This window comes from Acinetobacter bohemicus ANC 3994, assembly GCF_000367925.1.
GTDB lineage: Bacteria > Pseudomonadota > Gammaproteobacteria > Pseudomonadales > Moraxellaceae > Acinetobacter > Acinetobacter bohemicus.
In genome coordinates this window covers 22,886-35,152 of sequence record NZ_KB849176.1, presented here as the reverse complement: position 1 = coordinate 35,152, position 12,267 = coordinate 22,886, and the positions used below count along the sequence as shown (strand labels likewise).

Below are 12,267 nucleotides of genomic sequence, written 5' to 3'. Positions count from 1 at the left end.
TCCTACGGCGAAATAAATGATCCAGATTTTATGATGATGACAGTTTCATCAACACTAATCCAGCAATAATCAAAACAGCAGCTAACATACGCATGGCAGATGCAGGCTCACCCAAAATAAAAATTCCGACCAGAAATGAACCGACTGCACCAATGCCTGTCCAAATAGTGTATGCAGTGCCGAGCGGTAAAGTCCGCATTGCATAAGCCAGCAAAGCAAAACTCAAAATCATAAAAACGATGGTAATAATACTGGGTGTGAGACGTGTGAAACCTTCCGAAAGTTTCATGGCATAGGCCCACACAATTTCAAAAAGTCCCGCGAATATCAGTAAAATCCAAGCCATGACGACTATGCTCCAGTTCATTAGAGTCAGGTCGTCCTGACGAATTGTCTTGGCTAAATAAAAAAGATGCCAAGGGAGGTCGTTCCTCCTACAATGGATCATTATATAAATGATGAGTTTAAATTGGGACAATTTTTACATCTTTTGACTTAACTGCTTATGTTAAAAAATACGACTGGCATTGACCAATCGTATTTTCTTGATCCCAAAAACTTATCTAAAATTTAAAACGAATCCCTGCACCATAGACCCATGCATTTTCAGAAGACGATGATTTCTGCCAAGCCGTTTCTTGAACGCCTTTGTTATACCCATATGCCACATCCATAAAAGGCATGACCTTTTTATTGATTTCATAACGTGTTTCCAAACCCAGCTGTACTGAGTTTAAACCGGTCTTTTTGGCATAATTGGAATCATCACTCAACACGATATTCATATCCAAATAAGGCTGAATAATCAGTTTTTGCGTGAGCAACAGATCACGTTCAGTTTCTAAATTAAACGAAACTTGACGGTCTTGCCCAATATATACATAAGCATCGGTTTCAAAAAAATACGCTACCATGCCATGAAGACCCAATACGGCATCGACTTGATCTTGATCAATTTCACGATTTGGATCAAGTCGATAACGGATACCTGCCTGTACATCCCAAAAATCAGCAACATTTCGGCTATACAACAGTTTGGCATCATATTCAGTTTGCTGTGATTCGGCTTTATCGGCATGCACTTTGATAAAAATTTTATTTTCATCCGTCCCGATTCGGGTCTCAAGTTTTGACTTTAAAGCCCCCTGAGCATTGTCATTACGCAACCATTTACTTTCCAGTGTTGTCTGTTGATAAATCTGTCCACCGTGTTCTTTTAAATGCGCTGCATGATCAACTTTATGATCGAACTGATGATCCAATTTATGATCCTGATCCAAATCATCTAAATTTGAATGCACCTGTTGGACAGGTTGCACTGATTTTTCCTCAACAACAACTTGAGGTGCTGTGGACATTTTTTGATGCTGCGAATGATCCATCGGGATGTCTTCTACGGGCTGAGTCTGCGGTTCAGACATCGACATGGAATGATGGTCTTCGTGAGCAAAACTCTGTCCGCTCAACACCAGTAATGATGCACTCAGTGTGCTCATCGCAAATAAATTAATGCTGCGCATGTGTGTCTCCTTGCTGTGCTGGACTTGGGCTAGAAGGTGTCGTTGCTGCTTGATTTCCATCTACATTCGCCACAATCATTTTGCTCATCATGCCTGATGACATGTGGTAAAGCAGATGACAATGGATTGCCCACTCGCCTAGCTCATCCGCGGTTAACAACGCAGTCACGGTTTTACCCGGTGGCACAATCAGGGTATGTTTGTTCGGCATATCACTGCTACTTTGCCCATTTTCCAACTGCATAAACATGCCATGTAAATGCATCGGATGCGCCATCATACTGTCATTGATAAATTTCAAACGGATGCGTTCACCATATTTCACCTGCAAAGGTTCTACTTCAGTGAATTTCTTACCATTGATGGTCCAAATATAACGCTCCATCGTGCCACCCAAACGAACCTCAAGTTCTCGTTCTGCTGGACGGGTATCTTTTTGCGGAGTTAAAGATTTTAAGTCACTGTATTGCAGTGCTTTATGACCTGCGGGTGTGGAAGCATTGGCCCAGCCATAGACTGGTTGTCCCTGATCATCCACTGTTGGTTTCGCTGCTGCATGTGCTGAATGATCCATCTGCTGCTGTGGCTTAGAATCAGACTTGGCTTGGTGTTGTGAGTGATCAGTAACTTCGGCATAGTTCATTTTCGTATGATCCATTAGCGCAGGCTCATGTTTCATCATGGAATGATCCGTTTTTTCATGATTCATCTGACTATGGTCCATTTTCGAATGATCCATTAGCGCAGAATCATGTTTCATCATGGAGTGATCCATTTTTTCTTGATTCATTTGGCTATGATCCATCTTGCCATGATCACCCGAAGAACCATGGCCCATATCTTCCATCGTTAGTAAGGCACGTGGACGTGCCTTGGGCAGATGAATCGCATGTGTCAGTGCGCTTTCTTCATTCTGTAATGTGCCAATTGCAAATCCACTGCGGTCAATCGACTCTGCTTCAATTTGATAATGATCGGCCTTTGGCTCCACCACAACATCATAAGTTTCCGCAGTTCCTATACGAAACTCATCAACCACAACGGGTTTAACCGGCTGGCCATCGGCACTCACCACGGTCATTTTTAAATTTGGAATAGTGACATCATAAAATGACATCGCGGAAGCATTCACAAAACGCAGTCGAACTTTTTCATTCGATTTAAACAGACCTGTCCAGTTTTGTTCAGGTGTTTTACCGTTCATTAGAAAGGTATAGCCGGTCACATCAGACAAATCCGTTTTCAACATACGCATTTGATTCCACATGGAACGATCCTGCCATGTGCTTTTTAAACCATCGCGTTTCACCTGCTTTAAAACATCGGCTACGGTTTCGCGCTCGTTTTGATAGTACTCTGCTGATTTTTTCAGATTTTTCATAATCTGATCGCTGCTCGATTCATGAAAATCGGACAGCATCACCACATAATCACGATCAGTTTGTTCATGTGTTGCAACGGGCTTTTTATCTTTCGGATAAATCACCAAAGTACCATACAGACCATCCTGTTCCTGTCCTTTTGAATGGGCGTGATACCAATAAGTGCCGTTCTGACGCACTTTAAAACGATAGGTAAAATCGCTTTGCGGCTTGATCCCTTTAAATTGGTTAAAACCGGGTACACCATCCATTAAACCGGGCAGTAATAAACCGTGCCAGTGAATAGAAGAATCTTGATTTTTTAGCTTGTTATGCACATGAATAACGGCTTCATCGCCTTCTTCAAACTCTAACAAGGGGGCAGGAAATTGACCATTCACGGTAATACGCTTTAATGGCTTGCCTGTAATATTGACCATCTGTTCATCAATATTCAGATGATATTCTTTAACTGCGGCATATACCCAAGATGATGAAAATAGACAGACACCGACAAGGAGGCTTTGACTTAATTGAATAGACATGACTTAACCTGTAATTTAAAAATGAAAATGTTTTTTAAATCGAGATTAAGCTTTAGGAGGACGTAAAATTTGCTGCCAGAAACCGTTTAAATGCTGGGCCAAATAATCAAAATTGAGTTGTTGTCGCTGTTGGATTTCTTCTGCACGGAATAATTTTACCGTTTGTAGATCTAACCAAGTACTTAAACTCTGACAATGCAACTGCGCGCAATCATTACAACTTGCATGCTGCATTTGATCCTTGATTGAAGGATGACAATCTTGATCAACCTGTATTTGAACATGCGATGAAGAATCGTGTTTTACCGATGCTGGTGAAGTCTGTGCCTCATGACAATTCGACATTGCCAACATTTCTGCGCTGTGACTCTGTTGAACACTCAACTCAGTCATCATTTGCTGATGCATAGGTTTGACTGAAGCCAAGACAGCACTACTCCACCCGATCACAAAAGTCATCAGGAACACAAACCAAGCCTGTTTGCGTAATTGAGTCAGCACAGATGCTTCCTTTTAAGCCAAAGATCAATATTCAGAGATTGTCCAGTTCTATATCACAGCATAACCAACAATACCGTGATACACAATTTTTTAAATTTACACTCAATAATACATCACACTCTATTTGATGCACATTAAAACCATAAAGTTATTTTTTAAACAGCCTTATTCCCAAGTAAAGATTAATAAACAATCATATCCAGCAGTACTTTAACAACGTAAAAAAGGACCCAATTGAGTCCTTTTTATACATTTAATGTCTAATTATTAACCTATTGATCGCTAATCGGTTATAAAATAAGCAAGTTATCCATATAGTTATCTACATAGATATCCATACATTTATCCACAATACTATCAACAGTATGGCTGCAATTTATCGCAACTCATTAAATATTCACAGCACCCACTTTTGCCAGTTCAGAACGCATTTCATCAATCACAACTTTATAATCAGGTTGACCAAAAATAGCTGAACCTGCAACAAACATATCAGCACCGGCTTCTGCAATTTCACGGATATTTGCAGGTGTAACACCACCATCGACTTCAAGGCGAATATCGCGACCTGAGGCATCGATCATTTTACGTGCTTGACGAAGTTTATCTAAAGTCATTGGAATGAATTTTTGACCACCAAAGCCAGGGTTTACGCTCATCAATAACACTTGATCGACTTTATCCAAAACATAATCAAGATAGTGCAATGGTGTCGCAGGATTAAAAACCAAACCTGCTTTTGCACCACCTGCTTTAATCAACTGCAAAGAGCGGTCAATATGGTGGGTTGCTTCTGGGTGGAAAGTGATAATGTCTGCACCCGCATCCAGAAAATCACCAATCATGCGATCGACCGGTGAAACCATAAGATGCACATCAATTGGTGCTTGAATACCATATTTTTTCAATGCCTTACAGATACCTGCACCAAAAGTCAGATTCGGTACATAATGGTTATCCATCACATCAAAATGCACAACATCTGCACCTGCAAGAAGGACATTGTCGACTTCTTCACCTAAGCGAGCAAAATCAGCAGATAAAATTGATGGTGCAATTAAATAGGGCTTGGACATGAGGAAAACCTGGCTATGTATGCAAATTGATTTTTCACATTATAACAAATTGAACCCGAATACTGTGATTCAATCCTGATGCGATTCGATTTATTCAGCGTTCTAAATATGCAATATTGTGTTCTATTTTTTTACTGTAGCAATTTTCTGGATCTGTTACTTTGACAGACCATCACAAGGTAAATACAAATGAAAAGCCATACTCAAATCAGCACGGCTGAAGCCGCTCGCATTGCCAAGCGTTTACTCAATCATTGGAAACATAAATTTGAAGTGGCTGAAACTGAAGCTAATTTCACTATTTTTATGCCCGATGCGACCATTCAACTGATACCACAGCCCGATGCGCTATTGGTCTCCATTGACAGCACGCTCGAAGACCTCAGTCGTTTAGAGCAAGTGGTTTTAGATCATTTAAGCCGTATGGCTCAACAAGAATTTACTGCGACATGGCAACATCAATAAATCAAAAAGGGAGAATTATATTCTCCCTTTATTCTTAGAATTAAACGCTTTTTTCTAACGTTTAAGAGCTTTATTTTCAGCCCATTTAAACGGCGTTAGATATCAGCTTAAAATTATGCGTCAAGTTGCACTGCATGAAACTGTAAATGCTCATCGATAAAACTTTGAATAAAATAATAACCGTGGTCATAGCCTGCATGTTCACGCAAAGTTAAATGCTGCCCCACTTGCGCACAAGCCTGTTGAAATAATGCCGGATTCAATTGTGCATAAAATTGATCTTGCCGTCCTTGATCAATCAAAATCTCTTTAAATAAAGCACCTTTTTCTAGAACTAAAGCACTCGCATCATGTTTTTTCCATTCCGCTTGATCTGCACCCAAATAATGAGAAAATGCTTTTCCCCCCCATGAGCATTGGCTTGGGGCACAAATCGGTGCAAAGGCAGAAACCGATTTAAATTTTTCTGGATATTTCAATGCGAGCGTCAAGGCACCATGACCGCCCATGGAATGCCCAAAGATGCCGATTTTATGCGCTTGAATTGGAAAATTATGGCTTAATAACTCATAAAGTTCATCAACAATAAAACTTTCCATTTGATAATGTTCAGCCCACGGCGCTTGGCTTGCATTGATATAAAATCCTGCCCCTTGACCCAAATCCCAAGAATCACCTTGCGCAACATGTTCACCTCTTGGTGAGGTATCCGGACTAATCAAAATAAAGCCCAACTGTGCGGCTAAGCGTTGAGCATGGGCTTTAATGGCAAAAGTGTCTTCTGTACAGGTTAAACCTGCCAAATAAAAAAGTGTCGGACAGGCTTGTCCAAGTAACGCTTGCGGTGGCAAAAAAATACCGAATCTTCCTTCACCATTAAGCACTTTAGAATTAAAAGCATAAATGCGCTGTTCGCCATCAAAGCATCGATTATGTTGAATTAATTCCATGTGCGTATTTCCTTTCTTTTATTGGGTTTGAACACTTAATTGAGGTGTTTCTACTGTTTTTGTATCCGTCTTGCTTACAACTGGAAATAAGCGTTGTTCCAATTGTGGCAACATAAATTCCATGTTCTTACCAATCGACCATTGCGGTTCAGACGCTTCAAAACCTTGAGCCGACTCCCACTGCGCCACCGTAGCTTTCGCTTGTTCAAATGCGGCACTGACAGAAGTCTGCTCGCGCATCGCCTGATCAAAAAAAGCACGTCCAAAATACGTATAATCCGCTTCATTTGAACAACCAAAAGAGGCACGATCTGCGGCAGATGCAGTAATAATCAAGGTATTATCATCTTGTAATGCAGGCACAAAACTTCCTGAATAACATGCAGAAATCACAATCACACGCCAGCGAATCCCAGCCTTATCTAAAGTCTCTTTTAACCATTTCGGATCAACATCATTTAAATCGATTGGGGCATTTTCCATTTCAAACTGATTCGGCAAACCATGCGAGGTCATGTATAAAAATAATACATCACTTTCTCGGTTCATTTGCTGTCCAATTCTACGCAGCGCCAAGTCCATACTGGTGCGTGAAGCGATAGGGATTTTAGTCCGTGTTGTCGGATTATTAATTAATACCAGTGAACGCCCAAAAGTTCCAAAACGGGTGTCAAACTGTTCCTTAATGCGTTCAACTTCCGACTTAAACACGTCTTGATAGCCTGCACCTGCCACGCCTAAAAAATACCAATGAGATTGTGCAAACTCACCATACTGAACGGCTTCCAAAGATTTAGTCAGTACCTGATTTTGAGCATAAAAGGCATCTTCAGCAAACGTCGGCGGTGCTTCTTCGACTTTCCAAATCGGTTGGCTTTTAACGGACATTTGCCAAACCACAAGGGTAAACAAGGTTGCAGCAACAATCAGTGCCCGCTCCCACCACGGCCACTTTAATTCACGCGAGAATACCCAAACCACGGCCAAACTTTGCCAAACAAACAACACCATGAAAATCGTGGGTAAATAGTCATAGAAAATATAAGGCAATACATCGATATAGCCTAAATACTGAATGAAACTTTGTAATAAGGCGATATGCGTGTCGAGTACCAACCACAACAATGCTGGCACGAGCATTAAACGTGGGTTATTAATCCGTTGTGACAGGAAAATCCCAACGATTAAGGCAATAAAAGGCCATAACGCATAACTAATCAAACCCTGAGGATTGAAATCCCCGACTTCACCAGAACTTAACCAACTAAACAGACTGTTGGCACTGCCGCCTAAAATCCCCCAAAAAATCAATTGCAAAATTGAGGGGCGAACGATCTGTAAAGACCGGCGCGACCCCAAAAAAAGCCACATCCCTGCAGTTTGGTTACTTTTAAAATCATGCCAAAAATTGATGGAGGGTTTGAAGTCGATCATAGGATTTCGGGTTGGCTATAGCTCGCTGATTTACAATCTAAGTGTATGCTTGATGGGAGTTTTATCAATGCTGTTTTTAACTATATAACAGATTAATGCACAATATTGAAGCAATTACCCATCTACTCTATCAGATGAGACTGAAAGTAAGCATCAAAACGACAAGCATCACCTTGCCATTGATGATTGGGTTCTTGATTTGCCAAATAGACCGCCAGACGTGGACGCTTTACCACCACGCGTTTTGCCAGTTTTTGTGCCAAAATCAATAAATTATCACCCAAATCCATTTCACCATCTTCAGGTAATAACATATGTAACAATTGCATCTGTTTTTTGACTTGAGCTTGTTTTTTAATGGCTTGCTGATTTTGATCACGTTGCGGAAACATTGGATCCAGATAAACCACATCTACCGTATGATGCTGTTCTGCTTGTTGCATTAAATAGTCAGCAGAATCAGAAAAAATCAAATCAATCCGTGCCACGACCAAACTTAAAAAAGGATCATGTTCAGCATTGTTTTTACTGTCTTCAAGCAAGGTAAATAAAATAGGATGTCGTTCAAGTAAAGTGACTTCAGCACCTAAATGTGCCATCAGTAAACTATCATGACCCAAGCCTGCTGTAGCATCGATCAATTTAGGTTTTTCGCCTAAATTACATGCCCGTGCAATCATTTCAGATTTGAGTGAAGCTCGTTTTAGCCGTGGAACTTCAGCTTTCCAATCGGGTTGCATCTTCATGCCATTGGCACACAGCCAAAGACCCAATTCATCTACACACAACGCCAATTCTGGATGAAAACGTAAAAAGCGAGCATTGAGTTTTTCAATTTGTTCAATGTGTATTTCTACGCCTCGTGACGCAAGCACAGTCTTATAATGCTGTGCTTGCGCTTGAAACTGAGGTTCTGTAAACAAATGCATTACCAAGAAACCCAACCTGTCCACCAAGTGACCAAAATAAACAAACCAAAGCCTATACGATAGTACGCAAATGCAGTGAAATCATGTTTCGATACATAGCGGATTAATGCACGAATCACGATAAGTGCAGAAATAAATGCCACAATAATACCCACAGCTAGAACAGCCATATCATTACTATGCAAATCAGCACGCATTTTGTACATATCGAGTAAACCAGCACCCATTAATACAGGAATACCCAAAAAGAAGGAAAATTCTGCTGCGGCTTTACGTGATACACCTAAAAATAAAGACCCAATAATGGTTGAGCCTGAACGCGAAGTCCCTGGAAATAAGGCTAAACATTGAATCAAACCAATTAAAGTCGCTTGTTTATACGTTAAATCATCGACTTCTTGAGTTTTAATGCTATGCGGACGGCGTTCGGCCCACAAAATAATAAAACCACCCACAATTAACGCAATTGCGACGGTAATCGCATTAAATAAGTAAGCCTTAATGATATCGCCAAACGTTAAGCCAACAATCACGATTGGAATTGAAGCAATAATTAAGTTAAGACTTAAACGGCGACCTTGTTCTTGACCTTTTAGACCACCGATTAAAGCGCCCCAAAGTTTGCCCCAATACTCGTAAATAACAGCCGCAATTGCACCAATCTGTACTGCAACTGCAAACATTTCTCTTTTTTCAATCGTCCAGAAATCTAAAAGTTGACCTGCTAAGATTAAATGCCCAGTACTGGAAATCGGTAAAAACTCAGTAATCCCCTCGACCAAGCCCATTATGGCCGCTTTAAATAATAATAAAAGATCCATATCTAACCTTAAGTTGCTTTAATTTGTTCTGGAATTTTTTTCCAAGCGTTATCGCGTAAATACACGGGCAATGCCTGTTCAGCACTGACCCATTTATTTTGCTCAACCTCTGCGCGCGCAATGGTCGCAATATCTTGCGCAGTCGCATTTAAGTCTTGGTATTGTATTTGTTCTGGCTTAATTAAAACTGAACCCGAACCGACCAATTCAAATTTAACGATTTCAGTGGCATCGCTATAGTTTAACAATTGCTCTGCATCAACAGCTTGCATAATGCCCTGTTGATCCAGCTGAAAACTCGCGATATACACTTCCTTCATACGTGCATCGAGTACCGCAGTGACTGCAGTTAAACCGTGAATACGATAGGCCGCCTGCGCTAAAGCTTGTAAGCTAGAGACAGGAACAACAGGCAGATCATTTGCCCATGCCAATGCCTGAGTAACAGCAGCATTGATTCGTACACCACTAAAAGAGCCCGGACCACGGCTAAATGCAATTGCAGTTAATTCTGATGCAGATAGAGCAAGCTGAGTAAATGCTTGATCTATCATGGGGAGAATGGTTTGCGTTTGTGCTTTTGCTCGCGCATCGAATTGGAAAAATAATTCTTGGGTTTCATCTACAATACAGACGGAACACTGCTCATTGGCAGTTTCCAATGCCAGCAATTTCATGCGTAACCTTAATTTATTTGGCGATAAAAAACGAGTGCTATCATACTCCACTCATGCACGCTAGGCGAGATGTTACCTCTGAGGGATACAAAAAAGCCAAGTAACAACTTGGCTCGATCAATCGATTGCAATTAAAGTTCAACGGCTTCCAAATGTTGAAAATGCTTAAAATGTTCAACGTAATGTAGCGCACTCATTTTAAGTTTAACTTCAGCAGCTTGGTCTAAAGTTTTGACAATTTTCCCCGGCGAACCCATGACTACAGAATTATCAGGAATGATCTTGCCTTCAGGAATTAAAGCATTCGCGCCAATGATGCAGTTTTTACCAATCACAGCATGATTTAAAATCACGGAATTAATTCCAATTAAAGTGTTATCACCAATGGTACAGCCATGTAACATGGCTTGATGTCCAATCGTGACATAACTGCCAATATACATTTCAATGCCAGCATCGGTATGTAAAACCGCATTTTCCTGCACGTTGGTAAAATCACCCAAGCTAATTTTACTGTTATCGCCACGAATCACGGCACCAAACCAAACACTGACCTGCTTGCCCATTTCAACTTGACCAAGCACGGTTGCAGTTTCAGCAACCCAACCATCCCAAGGTTGATGCGTTGCTTGCGGTGCATAGCCATTAAATTTATACAGCATGTTTTGTCTTCCTTGATCTATTTACCACGTTGAATCTTATTGCTATAAAAAGCGGGGGAATTTAATAAAAAAGGCCATTCTTTCTGATAATTCAAACCATACTGAAACAATGAAACCAACATGCGTGCAGTCAACCCCCAAACGATTTCATTTTCCACCCGCATACTGGGAAAATATAAAGACTGATGTGCATAACGCACCTCATAAGGGATCGGTGGCGCATGAATTAAGCTATCGAGTGATGCAAAAAAAATACGATCAATTTCGCTCGGTTGCGCAATCAAATTGACTTCTGGCGGAATCAATCCAACCACAGGTTTAACCAGCATGCCATTACGTGCTTTTTGCATCGGCAAATCACCAATCAATTGCACATCAAATGGATTTAATGCGGTCTCTTCATAGGCTTCGCGTAATGCCACCACAATATTACTGGTGTCTTGTGGATCTCGTTTGCCTCCCGGAAAGGAAACCTCTCCAGCATGATTGGATAAATAAAGTGAACGGCGAGTAAGTAAAACCTTGGGATTGGACTCATTTGTAATCGCAATTAATACAGCAGCTTGTGCAGATTTTACCCGTGTGGAAAACCGTAATCTTTGCTGTAATGATTGAATTAACGAATGGTCATCCATAGCCGACTCTCTCTTTATTTCTTCTTCATTTCATCATAGCTGAATTTTTATTCTAAAAGATAGAAATGATGCCAAAGTTAAATTTTTCAGTTATGCTGATCACACCTTGATCATTGACGATGAATATGAATTTCTGTGTAATTTGTGGACATAAAACAGCGGAAAAAATCCCACTCGGCGATCATCAATTACGTCGCGTTTGTACAGATTGTGGCAATATTCATTACATCAATCCGAAGGTTATTTGTGGCGCACTGGTACTCTGGGAAAATAAAGTTTTACTCTGTCGACGCGCCATTGAGCCACGTTATGGATTATGGACACTTCCAGCGGGTTATATGGAGTTGTTTGAAACCATGGAACAAGGTGCGGCAAGAGAAACACGCGAAGAAGCCGAAGCTGAAATTGAAATTGAACAGCTCTATTGTATGTATAACATTCCTCGAATCGGTCAAATTTACGTTTTATTCAAAGCCCATTTAATCAATGGTATGTTCGGTGCAGGTGAAGAAACCATTGAATCCCGTTTATTTGAAGAACATGAAATCCCTTGGTCTGAGTTGGCTTTTCCAAGTGTAGAACATACGTTAAAGCACTATTTTAAAGATCGTAAAACTCATTCATTCAATATGCATTTAGAAACATTGGGTTCTCGTTTAGATCATACGGGCTAATTTTTTTTGAACAGAAT

The 12,267-nt window shown here is 40.6% G+C and carries 14 protein-coding genes; 2 read left to right on the top strand and 12 right to left on the bottom strand.

Translation table 11 applies throughout. From position 1 onward, the window contains the following. Window positions 1-28 precede the first annotated feature (28 nt). The 5 genes from sugE to rpe form a co-directional block, all read right to left on the bottom strand. Window positions 29-346 carry a quaternary ammonium compound efflux SMR transporter SugE gene (gene sugE / locus F994_RS12960; protein WP_004650977.1) on the bottom strand — a complete coding sequence of 106 codons (318 nt, stop codon included), beginning with the start codon at window positions 344-346 and terminating at the stop codon, window positions 29-31. A 217-nt stretch (window positions 347-563) separates the two neighbouring features. Next, on the bottom strand, window positions 564-1,520 hold the full coding sequence (locus F994_RS12955) for a copper resistance protein B (RefSeq protein ID WP_004650975.1): 957 nt from the start codon (window positions 1,518-1,520) through the stop codon (window positions 564-566). Then, entirely contained in the window at window positions 1,507-3,426 is a 1,920-nt protein-coding gene (locus F994_RS12950) for a copper resistance system multicopper oxidase (protein WP_004650974.1), read from the bottom strand. The genes F994_RS12955 and F994_RS12950 overlap by 14 nt, the downstream gene beginning before the upstream one ends. 45 nt (window positions 3,427-3,471) lie before the next feature. Further along, the gene (locus F994_RS12945; protein WP_004650973.1) at window positions 3,472-3,927 is read right to left on the bottom strand and encodes a hypothetical protein; all 456 of its coding nucleotides are present in this window, start codon (window positions 3,925-3,927) and stop codon (window positions 3,472-3,474) included. A 389-nt stretch (window positions 3,928-4,316) separates the two neighbouring features. Beyond that, a complete protein-coding gene (rpe, locus tag F994_RS12940; RefSeq protein WP_004650972.1) occupies window positions 4,317-5,003 on the bottom strand; it encodes a ribulose-phosphate 3-epimerase in 687 nt (228 codons plus the stop codon). Window positions 5,004-5,192: 189 nt separating this feature from the next. On the opposite strand from rpe, the gene F994_RS12935 reads away from it, so the two are divergent. Then, window positions 5,193-5,468: a DUF2218 domain-containing protein gene (locus F994_RS12935; RefSeq protein ID WP_004650971.1), complete on the top strand. Its 276-nt coding sequence runs from the start codon at window positions 5,193-5,195 to the stop codon at window positions 5,466-5,468. 113 nt (window positions 5,469-5,581) lie between these two features. Here the strand turns inward: F994_RS12935 and fghA are convergent, their stop codons facing one another. The 7 genes from fghA to F994_RS12900 all read right to left on the bottom strand — a co-directional run bounded on the left by fghA (window position 5,582) and on the right by F994_RS12900 (window position 11,576). After that, the gene (fghA, locus tag F994_RS12930) at window positions 5,582-6,418 is read right to left on the bottom strand and encodes an S-formylglutathione hydrolase (RefSeq protein WP_004650970.1); all 837 of its coding nucleotides are present in this window, start codon (window positions 6,416-6,418) and stop codon (window positions 5,582-5,584) included. 18 nt (window positions 6,419-6,436) lie between these two features. Beyond that, window positions 6,437-7,852 (bottom strand): C13 family peptidase, encoded by a 1,416-nt coding sequence (locus F994_RS12925; RefSeq protein ID WP_004650969.1) that lies wholly within the window; start codon window positions 7,850-7,852, stop codon window positions 6,437-6,439. A 122-nt stretch (window positions 7,853-7,974) separates the two neighbouring features. After that, entirely contained in the window at window positions 7,975-8,781 is an 807-nt protein-coding gene (locus F994_RS12920; protein ID WP_004650968.1) for a class I SAM-dependent methyltransferase, read from the bottom strand. After that, complete coding sequence (locus tag F994_RS12915; RefSeq protein WP_004650967.1) at window positions 8,781-9,602, bottom strand: undecaprenyl-diphosphate phosphatase; 822 nt, start codon at window positions 9,600-9,602, stop codon at window positions 8,781-8,783. Before F994_RS12915 ends, F994_RS12920 begins: the two co-directional genes overlap by 1 nt. A gap of 8 nt (window positions 9,603-9,610) precedes the next feature. Beyond that, window positions 9,611-10,279, bottom strand: coding sequence for a tRNA (adenosine(37)-N6)-threonylcarbamoyltransferase complex dimerization subunit type 1 TsaB (tsaB, locus tag F994_RS12910; protein ID WP_004650966.1), 669 nt, complete (start codon window positions 10,277-10,279; stop codon window positions 9,611-9,613). Window positions 10,280-10,410: 131 nt separating this feature from the next. Next, on the bottom strand, window positions 10,411-10,941 hold the full coding sequence (locus F994_RS12905) for a gamma carbonic anhydrase family protein (RefSeq protein WP_004650965.1): 531 nt from the start codon (window positions 10,939-10,941) through the stop codon (window positions 10,411-10,413). 17 nt (window positions 10,942-10,958) lie between these two features. Further along, window positions 10,959-11,576, bottom strand: a complete 618-nt coding sequence (locus F994_RS12900) for an NUDIX hydrolase (protein ID WP_004650963.1) — start codon at window positions 11,574-11,576, stop codon at window positions 10,959-10,961. Window positions 11,577-11,701: 125 nt separating this feature from the next. On the opposite strand from F994_RS12900, the gene F994_RS12895 reads away from it, so the two are divergent. Beyond that, window positions 11,702-12,250: an NUDIX hydrolase gene (locus F994_RS12895; protein ID WP_004650962.1), complete on the top strand. Its 549-nt coding sequence runs from the start codon at window positions 11,702-11,704 to the stop codon at window positions 12,248-12,250. Window positions 12,251-12,267: the final 17 nt, after the last annotated feature.

Excerpts from the sequence above, each read along its gene's own strand:
- F994_RS12955 (WP_004650975.1), bottom strand. The coding sequence starts at position 1,520 with ATGCGCAGCATTAATTTATTTGCGATGAGCACACTGAGTGCATCATTA.
- rpe (WP_004650972.1), bottom strand. The coding sequence starts at position 5,003 with ATGTCCAAGCCCTATTTAATTGCACCATCAATTTTATCTGCTGATTTT.
- F994_RS12935 (WP_004650971.1), top strand. The coding sequence starts at position 5,193 with ATGAAAAGCCATACTCAAATCAGCACGGCTGAAGCCGCTCGCATTGCC.
- F994_RS12920 (WP_004650968.1), bottom strand. The coding sequence starts at position 8,781 with ATGCATTTGTTTACAGAACCTCAGTTTCAAGCGCAAGCACAGCATTAT.
- sugE (WP_004650977.1), bottom strand. The coding sequence starts at position 346 with ATGGCTTGGATTTTACTGATATTCGCGGGACTTTTTGAAATTGTGTGG.
- F994_RS12915 (WP_004650967.1), bottom strand. The coding sequence starts at position 9,602 with ATGGATCTTTTATTATTATTTAAAGCGGCCATAATGGGCTTGGTCGAG.
- F994_RS12900 (WP_004650963.1), bottom strand. The coding sequence starts at position 11,576 with ATGGATGACCATTCGTTAATTCAATCATTACAGCAAAGATTACGGTTT.
- F994_RS12950 (WP_004650974.1), bottom strand. The coding sequence starts at position 3,426 with ATGTCTATTCAATTAAGTCAAAGCCTCCTTGTCGGTGTCTGTCTATTT.
- F994_RS12895 (WP_004650962.1), top strand. The coding sequence starts at position 11,702 with ATGAATTTCTGTGTAATTTGTGGACATAAAACAGCGGAAAAAATCCCA.
- F994_RS12925 (WP_004650969.1), bottom strand. The coding sequence starts at position 7,852 with ATGATCGACTTCAAACCCTCCATCAATTTTTGGCATGATTTTAAAAGT.
- tsaB (WP_004650966.1), bottom strand. The coding sequence starts at position 10,279 with ATGAAATTGCTGGCATTGGAAACTGCCAATGAGCAGTGTTCCGTCTGT.
- F994_RS12905 (WP_004650965.1), bottom strand. The coding sequence starts at position 10,941 with ATGCTGTATAAATTTAATGGCTATGCACCGCAAGCAACGCATCAACCT.
- fghA (WP_004650970.1), bottom strand. The coding sequence starts at position 6,418 with ATGGAATTAATTCAACATAATCGATGCTTTGATGGCGAACAGCGCATT.